The sequence below is a fragment of the Nostoc sp. genome (genome assembly GCF_036917935.1).
Lineage (GTDB): Bacteria > Cyanobacteriota > Cyanobacteriia > Cyanobacteriales > Nostocaceae > Nostoc.
On the sequence record NZ_JBALEL010000054.1, the window covers coordinates 118,733 to 137,639 of the forward strand.

Genomic DNA, 18,907 nt, shown 5'->3' on the forward strand with positions numbered 1-18,907 from the left:
GAATTTATTGATTTCCTCTGATCACCCTATAAAAAAGGGGAACCAGAATAAGGGTTCCCCAAGTTATCGGGTAAATTAAGAGTATCTAGAGCGTTTTAATACCTCTAATATAAATTTTTAAACATTCTCTTAGAGGTTGTTTGAAAAGTGGTCGGCTGTGATATCAGGCACTTATCGATCCCCCCTAGCCCACGCCAGTCGCTCCACTTGGGGAGACCCCATCGCGCAGCGTCTCGTAGAGAAGACCGCGCTGGCTCCCCTTAAAAAGGGGGGAAACGGAATCAAACTCCCCCAATTTATCGGGGGATTTAGGGGGATCTAAGAGTATTTGATACATCACTAAGGACTTTTCAAACATTCTCTTAGACGGTATTTTAATTGAGATTGCAAGTCAAACGTAGACAGTTAATTTTTGGAAGTTGAAAAGTTCAATTCCTCTTGAATACTTTTAGCATCATCATACAGATTTGTCACTCTCAAATCATTACTTGGACAGCTAATATCTTGAGATTTTTGCCCTTGATACCTGACTTGAGTTGACGTACCGAACGAAACAGGTTTCGCACATGGTTTATATGGTAAATTTGACAATAATTTAGCTGCTAAAATATCATTAAAAAATTTCGTGGCTGTGTTAACTTTGATTTCACCTACACCTTTTTTGTTGCAAACAGTGTAATTTGCTTTTCCGGATGGTAATACGCGAATTCTATATTTGCAGGTATTTGTAGAGCCACTATTAATAATAACTGCTGGCTGTTTGGGATTTGGAGTTTGGGCAAGTATTCTCAGAGGCAAAACATATAAGGGTGTAGCTAACAATAACGAAGCTAGACTAATTTTATATATGTTAAAAACTTTCATTTTCACCTCACATTAATTTTTTGAGTTACCTAATTAGGTCAGAACTGATTTGAGATATCTTATGCAACAGAAAATTCTGCAATAGCACTTGCTTGGTTAATACTTGATTAAGTAATATAGCGGTTCTCAGTTGAGTGAGATACAAGAACCCCACCCCCAACCCCCTCCCCGCAAGCGAGGAGGGCGCTATGACGTACCTCATGTGATTAGGAAACGCTATATTAAATTCGTGAGCAGTGCAATTACTAAACAGAAATTATGGTGACTTTTTAAAAGTATAGTTGATTGGATATTTTTTAGATATGTCATTATGATGTCAATGTTATGTCAGGATAACACTCATTTTTTATGTGGTATTACTGTCGGATATTTACTGTGGATTTCGTAATAAAAGCCTTCAGTGAGACAATTATGGCATTACGATCGATCGCGCCGGAGAAACAGTCAGCGCGATACGCAAAACAGATTCGCGCGTGGATGTGGTAGGTTAGGGCACGCTGAAAATCGGTTCGTTCGTTACCGTGTCTTTTCAGCGCCGGTTACAAAACTTTTCATAATTGTGCTTTAATTGTGAGCGGTTTTTGTTTTTCAAGAATCTTCCTCACACACAAAGCGATCGCTGATGCTACTCACACACAAAGAAAACATTGTAAAATTTAGCTGGCTTTTACCCAGCTTCTTAAGCTTGCTCCTGTTTGGCTCTACTGTCAAAGCTAATGCTGCGATGCCTGCGGCGGGCGTAGCCATCGCAAATTGGCATTTTGATAGCAATCGTAATCATCTGGACTTCACCACAGATCAGAATGTTCAACCGAAAGTACAACTACTTACCAACCCAACTCGTTTGGTAATTAATTTGCCTGGAGTTACATTAGGATATCCACAGACTAGTCAAAGAGTGGGGTTAGTAATTCAAAACATTCGCATTGAGCAGTTTAACGCAGAGACTACCCGCATGGTAGTTACTTTAGCACCCGGTTACACCTTTGATTTAGCACAGGTGCAACTGCAAGAAGAATCTCCTAATCATTGGTCTGTGGAGTTACCCAAGCCAGTACCATTGACTGCAACCCAGCCAAAATATTTAGAAATAACTCCCAGTATTTCTCCAACAGTGAGTAATAATAGCACTCTGTTTGCTGGCGTGGTTCCGATGCATTCACCGATGAAAGCGCTGGAACCTCAAATTAAAGCCTTGATGAGTCGCTACAGTTTTTTGAAAACAGGAATGTTTTTTCTGGATTTGGATACTGGGGATTATTTGGATATTGGAGGCGATCGCGTTTTCCCCGCTGCTAGTACAATCAAACTGCCAATTCTCATCGCCTTTTTCCAGGATTTAGATGCTGGTAAAGTCACCCTTCAAGAAAACCTGACTATGCGGGGTGACTTAGTAACCAATGGTTCTGGAAGTATGCAATATGAGCGAGTTGGTAAGAAATATACAGCTTTGGAAACCATCACTAAGATGATAACCATCAGTGACAATACTGCCACCAACATGATTATCGATCGCTTAGGTGGAGCGGCGAAATTAAATCAGCGTTTCCGTACTTGGGGACTGAAAGACACAGTAATTCGCCATCTTTTAGCTGACTTGAGAGGAACCAACACCACAAGTTCTGAAGACATGGCGCGGGTGCTGGCTTTAGTTGTGAATAACAAGTTAGTTTCCTCGCAGAGTCGGGAGCAAGTTTTAGATATTCTGCGTCACACCACAGTTCGTACACTGCTTCCCGCCGGTTTAGGAAAAGGTGCAGTCATCGCCAACAAAACCGGAGATATCGGCTTTCTCATTGGCGACGCGGGATTTATTACTATGCCCAATGGTAAGCGCTACTTGGCTGCAATCTTTGTCACCCGTCCCTATAAGGACAGCAGGGGGAGAGACTTTATTCGTCAAGTTTCCCAGCTTGTTTACAATTACCTGAATCAAGAGAACCCGGTTGCTGCGGTTAATTCCCCTAATAGTGTTACGAGATAGCAGCGTAATGGGCGGTTAGAAATCGCGTCTACACAAACAAAACCCACCTCCGTGGGTTAAAAAACCTTAATTTCACCTTAGTCCGCGGAGGCGGACTTTGCCTGTATAGCCTAATACGGTTCAGTTAAGCCTAAAATCCTTTGTCAAAGTCAATTATTTTTAACGTAGACGCGGAGCGGCACCACAGAGGCGCAGAGGACACCGAGAGAAGAAAGAGGTTAACTGAGCCGGATTGCTGTATAGCCGCGAATTCCATGACTCTGTTGGCGAATTGCGATCGCTATCCTCAAAAGCTTGAGATGTCGTAGCGTCTCACCCCAGAAATTGCGGTTTACATGAATTCGCCCAGGCTTAAGTTGACAATAATGACAGCTTAAGCTCCTACGGTAATTAGAGGATGTTTGAAAAGTGTTTCGCTATGATTTTAGGCACTTTTAGATCCCCCCTAACCCCCCTTAAAAAGGGGGGAACCGGAATCAAAGTCCCCCTTTTTAAGGGGGATTTAGGGGGATCTAAAACTATTTGATACCGACAATAGGACTTTTCAAACATCCTCTAAGAGGTTGTTTGAAAAGTGTTTCGCTGTGATTTTAGGCACTTTGATCCCCCCTAACCCCCCTTAAAAAGGGGGAAACCGGAATCAAAGTCCCCCTTTTTAAGGGGGATTTAGGGGGATCTAAAACTATTTGATACCGACAATAGGACTTTTCAAACATCCTCTTAGATAATTGTGATTTTACTTGCTGCTTTAGTAGCTTTTTCCCTAGCCTCTTGAACATTAGCACCCTTCGCTAAAGCTACTCCCATTCGCCGATATGGATGAGCATTAGGTTTACCAAATAATCTAATATCTACATCTTTTTCTGACAAAGCCTCGGCTATACCAGTAAAAGCAATAGAATCAGATTTTTCTGAAGCTAAAATTACTGCACTAGCTGATGCTCCTAACTGTTCTATATGAGGAATTGGCAAGCCTAAAATTGCTCTTAAATGTAATTCAAATTCATTGAGATTTTGTGAGATTAATGTCACCATTCCCGTATCGTGTGGTCTGGGAGAAAGTTCGGAAAAAATTACTTCATCTTGGGTAATGAAAAACTCAACGCCAAAAATTCCGGCTCCTCCTAAAGCATCAGTGACTTTTATGGCTATTTCTCTTGCTCTTAATATCTTATCTTCAGAAATTAGTGCGGGTTGCCACGATTCTTGATAATCGCCTCTTTCTTGGCGATGACCAATAGGAGAACAGAAAATTGTCGGTGCATTCCACTGTTTAATTGTCAGCAAAGTTATCTCAATTTCAAAGTTAATAAATTCTTCGACGATCACCTTTTGACTGTCTCCTCTAGAATTAGCGCTCGCATAATTCCAAGCTTTCTCAACCTCACTCTTATCCTGCACTACAGACTGACCTTTACCAGAGGATGACATCACAGGTTTAACAACATTACTAAACCCAATTTCATCAGAAACTGCAATTAATTCTTCTAGAGTTGTTGCATAACCATATTTAGCCGTTCTGATGCCCAATTCTTGATGCGCTAGTTCCCGAATTCTGTCGCGGTTCATTGTATAGTTAGTAGCAGCCGCACTCGGAATAACTGTAATCCCTCGCTGTTCAAATTCGATCAACTTCTCTGTTCGGATTGCTTCAATTTCTGGTATAATAATATCTGGCTGATGTTTTGTCACTACAGCTTCTAAATCATCAGCACTGAGCATAGAAATAACTTCATAAGCATCAGCAACCTGCATCGCCGGAGCATTAGCGTAGCGGTCAATGGCAATCACATAATTACCAAGACGTTGAGCAGCGATCGCAAATTCTTTGCCTAGTTCTCCTGAACCCAGTAACATCAATTTTTGGGGCAACTTAATACTCATTAACTTATCCAGGTCAATCTCAATCTAATAATCTTATAATTTTTTGTGTTTTCTTTATCATCTTCTCAAGAATTAAATATAGCTCCACGTTGTTCTAAATCTTGACGTTGCAGATAATCTAAACCAGTACCTACGCCAAGCTGACACTTATCTACTAGAGTCTCTAACCAAATAGTCTCATTAAGAGTTGTACCTCGTAAATCAGCATTTCTTAAGTCGGCTTTCGTAAAATTTGCAAATAATAGGTCTGCATTGACTAAACTACTACCTTGTAGATTTGCTCCTGATAAATTTCCTCGAATGAAGTTTACACCATCTAAAATTAAACCAGATAAATCTGCTCCGATAAGATTAGGAAATTTTAGCTGACTTGGATATTTAAAAAACCGCATCATACAAATTATATTTGCTTCATTTAGTTGCATTTTGGTTAAAAAGTCATAACGAGCTATCCCCAGTTGCTTAAGAATTTTTAGACGCTTTGTGGGACTTTGTTCTAAAAACTCGATAGCTGTATAGCGTAGGTCTTGAGTAGGGATATTTAGCATGATTATTAAATTTTAACGATGTTAGATCCTCGACTTCTCAAAGAAGTCGGGGATCTAATTTAACGTCCTGCCAATAATGCTTTCGTAGCAGATTCGCCTGCTAATCTCACCCGTTTTGTTAACTGGAAGTTTAACAATGTTAGAATACTCAACTCAGCTAGGAGTGCCATAAAAATTGTTGTCACCCCACAGTATTGTATCGCTGCCCAAGGAAAAGTTGAAAATAACCAGACAGTAGGATATTCCGATGAGGAGATGTCGAGAAATTGTAGAATTATCGGTGGTAGAAACATTGCTGTACCTAAAGTCCCAATTGCCCAGAAAGAACGCTTGGGAGTTTTCAGCAAAAGTATCAATTGGGCAATGGTAGCGTAAATCATCATTAAGCTGATAGACAAAGCTATAGCTAAAAGTACTTTAAACCTGTCAATATCGCTACTCAGCCAAGTTTGGTCATTGTTTGCATCAAAAACAGATGTAAGTGAAACCCAAACTAGCCAGGGGATAGTAACAATTGTCAGATTAATGGCGATCGCTACGAGTGCAGGGCTTTTTTCAGCCGAAATTAGATCCTGCCATAAATTTTTGCGGCTAGAAACTCCCTGATGTCGATATCTTGCCCAATCTTGTACATCTTGACGGTGAGGCGAAAGAACCACAATTAAACTTAAAATCAACACCAAGTTGTACACTGCTAGCAAAACGAGATTTCCCCCAACCCGTTCATCCCATCTTTCATTATTTAGATCAGTTTGTACGGTAAATCCCCACATCATTAATTGGCAAAATGCTACTAATAAATAACTTTGTTCCTTGCTAATTATTGAGCCTTTAGGATTACGGAAGTTACGTTTAACAACTTGCAAAATACCGTAACTGCACAATCCAAAGTTCAGTAAGTGGAAACCAACAACACTCACAACACTTGTCCCTAATGGTAAATAGAAAAACTGCAAGTTTCTTAGGGCAGAACCATCGGATATATGGAACAAATTAGGAAATAAATAATTTGTTACATCCCAAGGATTAAAGAGTCTAAACCAAGCCGTTGAATTATTTAAAGTGTTGCTATCAGATGATGCCAGCACCATCGTTATGAACAAAAAAAGCAAAACTACACTACTACCTAAAAAACCAACTAAAGGCTGAAAACTGCTACCCGAACGACTAAATAAGCCCAATAGAAGTGCAGCACTGTAGAAGAAAATGCAGCTAGCAGCAAGAATTGCGTAGTAACTCAAAATGCCACTAAAGGCAATTTTGGCAGAAAGTCCAGCCCACAAATGTAAAGGAACTGCTAGTAATATACTCAGATAAATTAAACTCGGAACTCCTAGCAACTTCCCAGTCAATATACTTGTTTCTGATTGGGGACTGAGACGGATGAAATTCAGCGTACCGCGAGTTTCTTCTTTGGCTAAATCATTGATTATTAAATAAGTTCCTGCAACTAATAGTGTAAATACAAAAATTACACTCAGCGTCAGAAATATATGTTCCCAATGCTCTGGCCAAGTATCATCGGGAAATTGCGGTAACTGATATGAAAAAAGTACCAGTTGCAATAGTAAGGAAGTCGCAACTGCGATCGCTACATTAAAAAACTTCAGGCGTCCTTTGAGTTCCCGGAATAGTTGCGGATTCCAATCGCCGATTTTGTCTATTAAATTGGGCATCATAGCAAAAAATTCTCCAAAAATGGGGAGTGATATTTATTGACGAATCAAGATGCTTGTTTGTGACCTAATTTTAAGAAAATACTTTCTAAGTCTTCTTGCGTGCAATGAAAATCAGTCAGGGGAATACCTGCTTTGATGAGCGATCGCAACAACTCAGCACTATCTTCATCTTTGCCCGAAAAATTCACCCGCACACTGTTTTTTCCTGGTATTACCTCCCACTCTTGTACCAAAGGATGATGTTTGAGTTCATTCAAAAGCGTCTCTAGGTTCCCCAAAGTTGATAACACAATTTGCTGATGGGCTAGACGTTGATAAAGTTGCTGTAGGGAAGTACTTTCTACCAAGAAGCCAAGTTCCATAATTCCCACAGAAGTACAGAGTTCCGCTAAATCACTGAGAACATGGGAAGAAATGATCACAGTCATCCCAGCTTCTTGCAAAGCCTTAATGATTTCGCGAAATTGCATCCTAGCAATGGGGTCAAGCCCAGAAACAGGCTCATCTAGTAATAGTAAAATTGGTTCGTGGATAATGGTTCGCGCTAAACTTAAGCGCTGTTTCATCCCCCGCGACAGAGTAGAAATCTGACTATGGCGTTTATTACCAAGTTGGATTAGTTCTAAAACTTCATGCAGGCGTTGAGTGCGGCGCGGTTCTCGCAAACGATACAGACGCGCAAAATAATCTAGGTAATCCCAGACTGTCAGATCCTCATATAGCGGGTAGTCATCGGGTAAGTAGCCTAGACGACGCTTAAGTTTAGGATTACTCTTGTCACGGAGTAGGCGATCGCCATTAATATAAATTTCACCCGTAGTTGGTTCCTCAGCAGTTGCCAACATTCGGATGAGAGTTGTTTTACCCGCGCCATTCGGCCCAATCAATCCATATACTTCCCCCGCCTGAATCTCTAAATCAACATCATTGACAGCAACGTGCCGGTCAAATTGCTTAGTTAGTCCACGGGTACAAATTGCTAATTCTTTTACCATCGCTGCTGGGGTGCGGCTTGTGATTAACAGCTAACCTAACCTTTTTCTACAGCATTTGTCCTGCTTGTTTCAGAAATTGAAACTGGCTTTAAGAAAATAGGTGACATAAAAAAGTAGGTAAGGCATCTGCCCTATCTACTTTTTAATTCGTATTCTGCTATTTAGTAAATATTTGCAAATGAAATCTTGATTTTTTACTCTAATATCAAGTTATTTCCGATAGTGGTGGGATGACATTATTAATCCCATTACCAGATGAACCGCTAATTGCATAACGGTATTCGGGAATTGGATACCCAGCTTCGCTAAAGGTTTCACGGATGGCTTTATTAGTGTCGAAGTAAACCTGCCAGTAATGGTCATTATTGCAATAAGGACGGACTGCTAGTACAGGGCCTGCAAAGTTGAAATCCTGAATTTCTACATCCAGTGCTGGATTTTGGAGAACATTAGGAATTTGGCTAATTTTCGCTTTTAAAAGTGCGATCGCTTCGTTGTGTTTCACATCATGATGGAGTTGAGCCACCAGATCAACCCGACGGTAAGGATTGGCGGAATAATTCTGGATATTGTCAGCAAAGATTTTATTATTAGCAACAATCGTCAATACGTTATCAGGCGTATTAATACTAGTTGTGAACAGCCCAAGTTCTGTAACAGTACCTGTGACACCTGCCGTCGTGATGAAATCACCAACTTTGAATGGTCGAAAAACGATTAAAAATGCTCCAGCTGCAAAGTTGGCCAGTAGTCCCCCCCATGCTGCACCAATTGCAATGCCTGCTCCTGCTAGCAATGCAGCAAAGGAAGTTGTTTCAACCCCAAAGAAGCCGAGAATTGCCACAACTAGAATAATTCTCAACGTAACGCCAATGATATTCAGAAGATAGTTAATGAGTGTCGGGTCAACGTGTTGGCTTCGGAAAGCACGTCGCACTAGCTTCAATGCAAAATCAATCAAGCGTTGAGCAATCAGCCACAGAGCGATCGCACCTAAAACTTTTAGTCCAAACAGAGTTAAAAGTTGACTAGCAACCAGGCTAATTTGTCTGAAATCCATAATTTTTTTTGTTTGTGAATTATTAAACACAATAAACATACAAGAAATTAAATCAAAATCATGTATAAATACTTTTTTTTTAATTTTTGCTGTACTGTGCAGCAAAATAGCAAAGTGTTCTCGGAGGAGGCCAAGTTCTTTAGGCAAGGCTTTTATCGGGCTTCCTATGCTGGTGAGATATAGCTAGACTTCATATATAAACCCTTTCAACTTTGAGGATATGCCTCATTTGAGCGAGAACCGATATATTCCCAACCGCCTAATCTCAGCTTGATTATCTGCGTGCTAGTCAACGACTATAAAACTATATATTCCTAAAGAGGTTACAGGTGTCAAGCAAAAAAATCGGTTTTTGGTCTGTGTGGGCATTGGGTGTAGGAGGCATTGTCGGTGGACTTTTTCCAGCGCTGGGAGTTGTAATTCAAGTAACTGGTGCAGGCGCACCACTAGCATTTGCGATCGCCGGGACAATAGCTTTGATAACTACTTATGCTTATGCAAAGCTTTCGGTAGCTCATCCATGTCGAGGCGGGACAGTAACCTTTTTAAACCAGGCTTTTGGTTCAGGGCTGTTTAGTGGGACACTGAATCTTCTACTATGGTTTAGCTATGTAGTCATGCTTTCCTTTTACTTGCAGGCTTTTGGTAGTTATGGAGTTAGCCTGTTCACAGAATCTACTCAACCTATTTGGAAGCATTTACTGATTAGCTTGGCAATTTTAGGGACAACTGGACTAAATCTACTAACTGCCAATCATATTGGTAAATCTCAAATCTGGATTGTCAGCTTCAAACTGGGGATTTTGATCCTGTTCATTACTATGGGAAGTAGTCATATCGACATTTCCCGTCTAGAACCAGTTTCAGTATCGTCGCTACAGTCAATTTTGGCAGGAGCAATGGTGATCTTTTTGTCTTATGAAGGCTTTGAGCTAATCGCCAATGCAGCAGAGGATCTTGTCAATCCCAAGCATACTTTGCCACGAGTTTATTACTCTGTAATCGGGTTCGTTATTTTGCTTTACGTTTTAATAGCACTGATTACATTGGGAGCAGAACCAATAGAACAGATTTTGGCAGCAAAAGACTATGCTTTGGCTGAAGTTGCCAAACCAATTATGGGGCAATTTGGATCTGTTTTGATTACTATTGCTGCTCTTTTCTCAACTATCTCGGCTAGTAACGCCACACTCTACGGTTCAGCTCGTTTTAGCTCTGTTATTGCTAAATCTAGGGGGTTTGACTCTGGCAGCCAAATAAATGGCATAGATCAATCTTCAATTGGCTTATTTATTACTAGTGGTATCACTCTCATAATCGCCAATTTCTTTGATATAAGTCGGATATCAACGATGGGTAGTGCTGGGTTTCTCCTAATATTTACTGCGGTTAATTTAGCTAATGCTCGTATGTATCGTTATACGAAAAGCAAGCAGTGGATTTCAATTATAGGTACTGGAATATGTTTGGTGGCACTAGGAATGTTAATTTGGTTTGCTTTGCAAACAGATCCACAAACCGTCTGGGTTTTAGTGTTCATGGTAGGAGTAGCCATAGGCATCGAAGTAATCTACTACCTGTCAAAAAACCGACAGCTACACCTTTGAAGAAGCTTACCTCAACTCTAGGATGTATTTGTAATAGTCCACGTTTGGATTAATTTAACTAATACATGAAAATTGCTGTAATTTAACTTGAATTCGCTAACAGTGCCTTCTGCGTTGGTGGGTCGTTAAATATAGCTATTTGTTTTAGATTTTCATTATGAATCATCTCTTAAAGGTGATTTAAGAATGGCTCATCAGCGGTAACTTTATCTGGAACGTCGAGCCTTTACCCTCATTGCTCATCACATGAATGTTACCGCCGTGAGCCTGGACAATTTGTTGAGCGATCGCTAATCCCAACCCAAATCCGCCGCTTTCTCTGGCACGTTCTGTGTCAACTCGGTAAAAGCGATCAAAAATGTAAGGTAAATCTGCCTCTGGAATTGGAATTCCAGAGGCAGATTACCTGAATTACTGCCCGATCTGGGTGAGGTTCTAAGACCCAACTTGGGCATTGGTCAAAATCGCAGAAAGGGGCGATCGCAACTCATGAGAAGCATCTGATGTAAAGCGTTGTAGCTGGTTATAGGCTTGCTGAACGGGTTGCATAGCTTGATTCGATTTCTGAGTACAAATCTTTATCAACCGTAATCAGGGTACAGCCGAGAGTGATTTGTGCTGCCGCTTTTACTGACCGGCGTTTGCGGCGATTTCGTTCAAATCGCTGACCGTTTGAGGAGAAAGCTGCAACGTTGCGGCTTTGAGGTTCTCGCGGAGGTGGTCGACGGACGACGTGCCGGGAATTAGCAAGATATTCGGAGAGCGCTGTAGAAGCCAGGCGAGTGCAACCTGCATCGGCGTAGCGTTCAGAGACTTCGCGGCACCCTCAAGTGCCGAAGATTGTAGCGGCGTGAACCCGCCGAGGGGAAAGAACGGTGTGAACCCAATGCCCTTGGCCGCAAGTTCGTCGATCAGGGTGTCATCCTCGCGATGAGCCAGGTTGTAGTGGTTCTGAACACAGACGATTTCGGTGATTGACTCCGCCTGCGTGAATTGTTGGGAAGTAATGTTACTGAGACCGATGTGACGGATGAGACCCTGAGCCTTGAGGTCAGCGAGTGTGGCGAGCGGTTCTTCGATAGACCCTTCAGAGGGCCCTTCGGTTCCTCCTACACGCAGGTTGACGACGTGGAGGGCCTCCAGACCGAGGTTGTGCAGGTTATCGTCTACAGCAGCTTTCAGTTCTTTGGCTGAAAGAGCAGGGTTCCAAGACTGGTCCTCTCCCCGGCTAGCGCCTAACTTGGTAACAATGACCAACTCCTCTGGATAGGGGTGGAGCGCCTGTCGAATGAGTTGGTTGGTGATGTGCGGACCGTAAAAGTCGGCTGTGTCAATGTGGTTGATTCCGAGCGCAACCGCCTCGCGCAAGACGGCGATCGCTCCATCGACATCGCGCGGTGGCCCCCATACATGGGGCCCAGCGAGTTGCATAGCGCCATACCCCATACGGTTCAAGGTTAGTGAAGTCCCTGGGAGCGTGAAATTGCCGCCGAGTTTCGTTTGATCAGTCATCTTGCTTTGCCCTCCGAGTTCTAGATTTGGTGTACGTTGAACACACGCGATTCTTTGCCGATCGATTTATGTCTCCCGACCCGAAATGATAAAGCTATGTTCAACGTCAAATAACCCTGGTATCAAAAAGTGCCATAACCAGCGCAGTTTGCGATTAGCTTCTACCGTAATCACCGTAACATGGAGTATGGCAAACCAAGGGTTACGAGTGCTAGCTTTTGCCACCAAAGAAGTTGCCACTAAGCGCTCTTTAAATCGCCATGATATCGCTCGAGGACTGGTGTTTTTGGGACTTCAAGGCATAATCGATCCGCCTCGTGATCAAGCGATCGCCGCAGTAAAAGCCTGTCAATATGCTGGAATTCAGGTAAAAATGATTACAGGCGACCACGCACTAACAGCAGCTGCGATCGCCCGCCAAATGGGAATTTGCTCGACTGAAGCACAAGTTTTCACCGGACGGCAATTAGCTCAGATGGATGAAAAAGAATTCAGCCAAGCAGCTCAACAAGGTATGGTATTTGCGCGAGTTGCGCCAGAACAAAAATTGCATTTGGTGAAAGCGTTGCAGTCTCAGGGTGAAATTGTTGCTATGACTGGAGATGGCGTAAATGATGCTCCCGCTCTCAAACAGGCAGATATTGGTGTAGCGATGGGCATAGCCGGGGCAGAGGTTGCCAAAGAATCGGCGGATATGCTTCTAACTGACCACACCTTTAACATTTATCCAAGCTCTCATTTGTATGGGTGTAGGTTTGCCAGTGGTGTTTATAGCTCTCATCTTGCAGCGTTTCGATCCGCTCAACTAGGGATATAGGACTTTTTTGGTAGTTTCATCCAATGCCAGATGATTACGTTAGAGCCACACCCAAATAAATTAAAAACTCCATCAGTACATTTTGCTAGGTATGATATTTAATCTGTAAGCATTTACCTAGTAATAATCAGCTATGACCCAGAACTACCGCATTACTCTACTACCCGGCGATGGCATCGGCCCTGAAATTATGGCAGTGGCGGTAGATGTGCTGAAAGTCGTAGGGAAGCAATTTGATCTGAAGTTTGAATTCCAAGAAGCCCTCATCGGTGGTGCAGCAATTGATGCCACAGGCGAACCCCTACCATCTGCCACTCTAGATACTTGCCGTAACAGTGATGCTGTGTTACTCGCCGCGATTGGTGGTTATAAGTGGGATTCTCTACCATCTAATTTACGCCCAGAAGCAGGTTTATTGGGGCTACGTGCGGGTTTGGGACTATTTGCCAATTTACGCCCAGCGAAAATTTTGCCCCAGTTAATCGATGCCTCAACTTTGAAACGCGAAATTGTCGAAGGCGTGGATATTATGGTGGTGCGTGAACTCACTGGTGGCATTTACTTCGGTAAACCTAAAGGGATTTTTGCTACAGAAACTGGTGAAAAACGCGGTGTGAATACAATGGTTTACACCGAATCGGAAATTGAACGTATTGGGCGAGTGGCTTTTGAGGCGGCTAGAAAACGCGGTGGAAAACTTTGTTCGGTAGATAAGGCAAACGTATTAGAAGTATCTCAGTTGTGGCGCGATCGCATCACCCAACTTTCTCAGGAATATCCAGATATCGAACTCTCTCATTTATATGTAGATAATGCTGCTATGCAGTTGGTACGCGCTCCCAAGCAGTTCGATACCATAGTTACAGGCAACTTGTTTGGTGATATTCTCTCTGATGCTGCTGCCATGCTCACGGGTAGTATTGGGATGTTACCCTCAGCTAGTTTGGGTGCTTCTGGCCCTGGCGTTTTTGAACCAGTTCATGGTTCCGCCCCAGATATTGCTGGACTTGATAAGGCAAATCCTTTAGCACAGGTTTTGAGTGCGGCGATGATGTTGCGCTACGGTTTAGACCAGCCAAAAGCAGCAGATCGGATCGAACAAGCCGTATTGCAAGTTTTAGAGCAGGGCGATCGCACGGGGGATATAATTTCTCCAGGAAAAAATCTTTTAGGTTGCCGCGCTATGGGCGATGCATTGATTCAAGTACTCGACCAAGCCAAAATTGCTGGGTGAGGTTGGGGTGTAGGGAAAAGTTTGTTCGTTTTGCCAAGACTGTGACTCCCTCACAGCAAAGCGTCTAGGTCGGAAACCTCCACTCCAGTTTGGCATTAAATCCCCTTTATGTTACAGAATTACGAATTTTAAAGTGCAACCTGGGCAATTTGGCAACCTTTGCTATAAGTTTCGGGTAGACTAAAGGGAAATCTAGCAATCAAATAACAGTCGATAGTGTACGCATTACGACAAGGACAAGCAAATTTTACCGCCCCGAAGAACCAATCGCCTCTGATTGATCCCGCCGTAATCAGGGCCGCTGGGCAGATTTACTACACTCACTGTGAAGTACATCCCGAAATAGCTGGGCAACCTTCCGGTGTAGCAATTAATCGCATGACTCATCGAGGTAAAGTTATTTTTACTAACCAACCAGTTCTATTACCTCAAGAATGTTTTGTGCCCTTGAGTCAAATTGAATCGCACATGTATTAGTCATTAGTCATTAGTCATTAGTCATCGGTCATCGCTCATTAATCATTAGTTCTCGACAAAGGACAAAAGATAAACGACAAATGACACAGGACAAATGACAAAGGACAAATGACTTTATGGACATTTTGTTCGCCATCCCGGCGAGTGTAATGGTCTTTGCTTTAGGTGCATCTATTGGTAGTTTTCTCAATGTTATTGTTTATCGGCTACCTGCTGGGTTGTCAATCCTTTGGCCGCCTTCTCGTTGTCCTAAATGCTTAAACCAGCTAAAAGCTTACGACAATGTACCAGTGTTCGGCTGGATTTCCTTAAGAGGGCGGTGTCGATATTGCAAAAGTAAAATTTCTGTCCGTTATCCCGTGGTAGAAGGGGTAACGGGCATAATTTTTTTACTGATTTTTTTGATATTTAAAGTTTCGACTTTAACAATAGGCTATTGGGCTTTTTGCAGTTGGTTATTGGCGCTATCGCTCATCGACCTAGATACAATGACCCTACCCAATCCACTTACTCAGTCGGGTTTAGTGGTAGGGATTTTGTTTCAAATGGTGGTTGGTTTTCTACCAGAGGCTAGTTACGTGGCATTGGTAAATCACCTGATAATGGCGATAGTTGGTGCAGTATTGGGCTTATGGTTGTTTGATGCGATCGCCCTATTGGGTTCAATTGCCTTTGGTAAAACTGCAATGGGTGCAGGTGATGCCAAATTAGCAGCCATGATGGGAGCCTGGTTAGGCTGGAAATATTTACTCTTAGCTAGTTTTATTGCCTGTGCTATGGGAGCGTTAATTGGCAGCGGTGTTATTATGTATAGACGCATACTCCTACGGAGAAGCAAGCTACGCAAAGCGTCTGTCTGCGACACGCGGCGCGAACGTAGAGAAGCCCCCAGTCAAGAGATATCGCTACAAAGGTTAGGACAAAAGATGCCTTTTGGCCCTTTTCTGGCTTTAGGATCTGTGATTACCCTGTTTAGTGGCAAAGCCATTTTGTCTAGCTACCTGCGGTTATTTTTTCCAGCGTCTTGAATTGGAGTGCGGGAGCAGGGGAGAAGTTGCAGTAAGTTTTTCCCCTCTGCCCCTTTGCTCCTCTGCCTCTTGTACCCCATACCCAATGCCCATTCATAAAAAATATTTATAATTCGTGACTGTAACCAACATTACCCCATCTGCCCTTCACATTTTGATAATATTCAGCTTGTGACTTGTATTACCCTCTTAACGACGATTAACCGTTGGCAAGCGCAACTAGTACAACAGATGCTGATTGTTCAAAACCTAGCAATACGAATAATTGATTTGGGTGGGAGGGGGAGAGCATCTTATTTGGAGGTTAGTATTCTCATGGCTTTGTCAGTACGTCCATATAATTAAGTCTGCTGAAAAAAAGAGTAAGAGACTTGTATTGGTATAAGTATTTTCGTTAAGCTGGCAACCAAAGATGAAAATTAAGGTCTGAATTGCTTAAAAGCGTAGTTTAACGACGTAGCCATTAGTCATTAATAAAGAAAAATGATTAATGACTAAGGACAACCCAATACGGTTTGACATGTTTTCGACCTCATACCCACTTAAAATAAAATAAAAAATGGCTAACAACGAAGAATCACGTGGTTTAAAGTCTCTATTTGATTGGTTTGCAAATCGACGGAAGTCAGGATCTACCAGCCTCGAACGCCAAGAACGTGAAATCGCGGACGGGCTATGGCATAAATGTTCTAAGTGTGGCGTATTGGCATATACAAAAGACCTGAAAGCTAATCAGATGGTTTGTGCCGAATGTAGTCATCACAATCGGGTAGACAGCGATGAGCGCATCCGTCAATTGATAGATCATAATACCTGGAAACCGATGGACGAGCATTTGCGTCCAACCGATCCCCTAGAATTTCGCGATCGCAAACTCTATAGCGATCGCTTGCGGGAAACCCAAGATAAAATTGGCTTAATAGACGCAGTTAGAACTGGTTTAGGTCAAATCAATAGTTTGCCCATTGCCCTTGGGGTTATGGACTTCCGTTTTATGGGTGGTAGTATGGGTTCGGTCGTGGGAGAAAGGCTGACCCGGATGATTGAGCAAGCCACTCAACGACGCTATCCTGTAGTTATCATCTGCACCTCCGGTGGCGCGAGAATGCAAGAAGGAATGCTCTCTTTGATGCAGATGGCGAAAATCTCCGCAGCCTTACAGCGCCATAAAGACGCCCGACTATTATATATTCCCGTTTTGACCAATCCCACAACGGGCGGCGTTACCGCTAGTTTTGCAATGTTGGGCGATATCATTTTGGCAGAACCCAAAGCAACCATTGGTTTTGCTGGTCGGCGAGTGATTGAGCAAACCCTGCGGGAAAAACTACCCGAAAATTTCCAGACTGCTGAAGATTTGCTCCAGCACGGTTTTGTTGATGATATCGTACCCCGTACCCAATTAAAGAACACTCTAGCCCAGCTGATTGCCCTACACCAGCCTGTATTAACAACACCTCACATGCTGTTGTGGGAAACAATGTCCTTGACTTCTACTGCCGCAGAATAAAGCATAGGGCAATTCAATTTTGGATTTTGGATTGACGATAGCGTAACCGCGTACTCTTACAGAGAAGCAAGCTACACGCAGCGTCTGTCTGCGAGACGCTGTTCGCGTTCCTAGAGAGCGTCTTTTGGATTAAATTTCAATCTAAAATCCAAAATCTAAAATCTAAAATTCTTACTCCCCACTTCCTCATCCTCTCCCCGGCTCTTGAAGAAACATGAGTGGAACAAGGGCTACTAGTCGGAATAGACCAGAAAGGGCAAACAAACCTAGTAAGCCTCCAGACTGAGAAAATTGGAGGAGAAAGCTGCCTATAGTTGTGCCCAAAGCACCACTCGCTCCAGCAACGGCAGCGGCGATCGCAAAATAGATAGACTGATTTTTAATTGGTGCGATCGCTAATTGTATATTGTTGCTGCACAAGTCAATGGCCGCCCAAGTACCTCCAGCCAAGATGTGTAACAGAGGTAGCCACAACCAGATGTCAAGGCGATTAGCATCAATACCCAGCCACAAGAGTGGTGTGACTCCAACCAAAATCCCAATACAGATTAGAATGGGACGATTGCCTATCTTGTCTGCTAATTTTCCCCAGAGGATGACCATCAGCAAAGTCGCCCCTGCCTGAAGGCTGTTGTAGATAGTCACGTAACTCACATCCAAATCCAGCGTGTCCAGCATATAGAGGTTAAAAAAAGGACTGCTGAGGTTAACAGCAAGATTCCAGAAGCTGAAATACAGCAGAAATATCAAAAAGTTAGAGTTTTTCCAGATGCTGTTAGTTGACTGGTCTTGTGGCGGATGAATTGATTGAAGTACTTCAGAAGATTCATCTTTTGCAACCTCTGATTGAATCTCACTTATTTGAGGTAACTTGCCATAATAAGTGTTTTGCGATTGCGGATTCATATCCACCTGGAAATACTGACATCCCAATCCCACAAGCCCAAAGACAACGCTTATCAGCAGAACTACCCCATAACCTTGTAGAGATCCCCCATACCAATGTGATACAACTAGACCGGCAATTGGTACGCAAAGCAAAGTGGTGAGGTTAGCAGCACTATTGCGTATTCCAAAAAACCTGCCTCGTAATTGTCGGGGAACTATCATTGCCACCCAACTTAGCCAAGATGCAGTTCCTAGTCCTCCCAAAAGATGGCTGAATAGAACAATCAAGAGTGTCAATATCACTAACTGGTGAGTATCAACCACTCCCCAGCTGACGCTTGCAATACTAATTACTAAAACCAGCCATAGCAGCCGACCAATTCCGTGTGTCCGAAGCGAATATTGAAAGCGGCTGGTGCTGCGTTCCGACAAGTAAGCACCCAACGGCTGAATGAGATTGACCAACATGGGGATAGAAGACAGCATCCCAAATACCACTGGACTAGCACCCAATTCCACCAAGAAATTGCTGAGTAAAATCCCACCAGTTCCAAGAGAGTAAACCGCTGCTAAGACAGAATCCGCAGTGGAAGCTTTTAAACTAGTGCGAATAGTATCCTTAGGAATTCGATACTTTGGAGAAAGTGTTGTGAGTGGTGAGGCAATCTGGGTAAACTTCAGAGTCAGTGGCGCAGTTGTTTCAACCTGAACAGAATCCATAATCTATGTTTATGGGTGAAGTATCCGGGGAGAAAGCCGGTTGCAAACGAACTCAGTATGCTTTAATTAGCATTCCTGATAAGTTTTTGTTATTTTAGCT

Annotated in this window: 15 protein-coding genes and 2 pseudogenes; 7 read left to right on the forward strand and 10 right to left on the reverse strand. The window is 42.8% G+C overall.

All coding sequences use genetic code 11. The annotated features are described in order from the left end of the window. Window positions 1-405: 405 nt before the first annotated feature. Entirely contained in the window at window positions 406-864 is a 459-nt protein-coding gene (locus tag V7K62_RS23605) for a hypothetical protein (RefSeq protein WP_334868386.1), read from the reverse strand. A gap of 622 nt (window positions 865-1,486) precedes the next feature. On the opposite strand from V7K62_RS23605, the gene V7K62_RS23610 reads away from it, so the two are divergent. Beyond that, the gene (locus tag V7K62_RS23610; protein ID WP_334868388.1) at window positions 1,487-2,848 is read left to right on the forward strand and encodes a serine hydrolase; all 1,362 of its coding nucleotides are present in this window, start codon (window positions 1,487-1,489) and stop codon (window positions 2,846-2,848) included. Window positions 2,849-3,568: 720 nt separating this feature from the next. On the opposite strand, the gene purT is transcribed toward V7K62_RS23610, so the two are convergent. From purT to V7K62_RS23635, 5 genes are all read right to left on the reverse strand, one after another. Beyond that, on the reverse strand, window positions 3,569-4,732 hold the full coding sequence (purT, locus tag V7K62_RS23615; protein WP_334868390.1) for a formate-dependent phosphoribosylglycinamide formyltransferase: 1,164 nt from the start codon (window positions 4,730-4,732) through the stop codon (window positions 3,569-3,571). 65 nt (window positions 4,733-4,797) lie between these two features. Further along, a complete protein-coding gene (locus tag V7K62_RS23620; RefSeq protein WP_334868392.1) occupies window positions 4,798-5,280 on the reverse strand; it encodes a pentapeptide repeat-containing protein in 483 nt (160 codons plus the stop codon). Window positions 5,281-5,339: 59 nt separating this feature from the next. Next, window positions 5,340-6,959 (reverse strand): ABC transporter permease subunit, encoded by a 1,620-nt coding sequence (locus V7K62_RS23625; RefSeq protein ID WP_334868394.1) that lies wholly within the window; start codon window positions 6,957-6,959, stop codon window positions 5,340-5,342. A gap of 44 nt (window positions 6,960-7,003) precedes the next feature. Further along, window positions 7,004-7,954 carry an ABC transporter ATP-binding protein gene (locus V7K62_RS23630; RefSeq protein ID WP_334868396.1) on the reverse strand — a complete coding sequence of 317 codons (951 nt, stop codon included), beginning with the start codon at window positions 7,952-7,954 and terminating at the stop codon, window positions 7,004-7,006. Between the two features lie 205 nt (window positions 7,955-8,159). Further along, on the reverse strand, window positions 8,160-9,014 hold the full coding sequence (locus V7K62_RS23635) for a mechanosensitive ion channel family protein (RefSeq protein WP_334868398.1): 855 nt from the start codon (window positions 9,012-9,014) through the stop codon (window positions 8,160-8,162). A gap of 329 nt (window positions 9,015-9,343) precedes the next feature. On the opposite strand from V7K62_RS23635, the gene V7K62_RS23640 reads away from it, so the two are divergent. Beyond that, complete coding sequence (locus V7K62_RS23640; protein WP_334868400.1) at window positions 9,344-10,621, forward strand: APC family permease; 1,278 nt, start codon at window positions 9,344-9,346, stop codon at window positions 10,619-10,621. Window positions 10,622-10,801: 180 nt separating this feature from the next. On the opposite strand, the pseudogene V7K62_RS31630 reads toward V7K62_RS23640, so the two are convergent. The 3 genes and pseudogenes from V7K62_RS31630 to V7K62_RS23650 form a co-directional block, all read right to left on the reverse strand. Continuing rightward, window positions 10,802-11,017: pseudogene (locus V7K62_RS31630) on the reverse strand (sensor histidine kinase); the annotation flags it as partial. A gap of 39 nt (window positions 11,018-11,056) precedes the next feature. Continuing rightward, complete coding sequence (locus V7K62_RS31635) at window positions 11,057-11,170, reverse strand: histidine kinase dimerization/phospho-acceptor domain-containing protein (protein WP_442937329.1); 114 nt, start codon at window positions 11,168-11,170, stop codon at window positions 11,057-11,059. A 78-nt stretch (window positions 11,171-11,248) separates the two neighbouring features. Then, on the reverse strand, window positions 11,249-12,133 hold the full coding sequence (locus V7K62_RS23650; protein ID WP_334868402.1) for an aldo/keto reductase family oxidoreductase: 885 nt from the start codon (window positions 12,131-12,133) through the stop codon (window positions 11,249-11,251). Between the two features lie 187 nt (window positions 12,134-12,320). On the opposite strand from V7K62_RS23650, the pseudogene V7K62_RS23655 reads away from it, so the two are divergent. The 5 genes and pseudogenes from V7K62_RS23655 to accD all read left to right on the forward strand — a co-directional run. Next, window positions 12,321-12,851, forward strand: a pseudogene (locus V7K62_RS23655) (HAD-IC family P-type ATPase); the annotation flags it as partial. A gap of 232 nt (window positions 12,852-13,083) precedes the next feature. After that, window positions 13,084-14,184: a 3-isopropylmalate dehydrogenase gene (gene leuB / locus V7K62_RS23660; RefSeq protein ID WP_334868404.1), complete on the forward strand. Its 1,101-nt coding sequence runs from the start codon at window positions 13,084-13,086 to the stop codon at window positions 14,182-14,184. A gap of 216 nt (window positions 14,185-14,400) precedes the next feature. Beyond that, entirely contained in the window at window positions 14,401-14,661 is a 261-nt protein-coding gene (locus V7K62_RS23665) for a hypothetical protein (protein WP_334868406.1), read from the forward strand. A 116-nt stretch (window positions 14,662-14,777) separates the two neighbouring features. Then, entirely contained in the window at window positions 14,778-15,689 is a 912-nt protein-coding gene (locus tag V7K62_RS23670; protein WP_334868408.1) for a prepilin peptidase, read from the forward strand. Window positions 15,690-16,248: 559 nt separating this feature from the next. After that, the gene (gene accD, locus V7K62_RS23675) at window positions 16,249-17,199 is read left to right on the forward strand and encodes an acetyl-CoA carboxylase, carboxyltransferase subunit beta (protein ID WP_334868410.1); all 951 of its coding nucleotides are present in this window, start codon (window positions 16,249-16,251) and stop codon (window positions 17,197-17,199) included. A 186-nt stretch (window positions 17,200-17,385) separates the two neighbouring features. Here the strand turns inward: accD and V7K62_RS23680 are convergent, their stop codons facing one another. Then, window positions 17,386-18,807, reverse strand: a complete 1,422-nt coding sequence (locus tag V7K62_RS23680) for an MFS transporter (RefSeq protein ID WP_334868412.1) — start codon at window positions 18,805-18,807, stop codon at window positions 17,386-17,388. Window positions 18,808-18,907 lie beyond the last annotated feature (100 nt).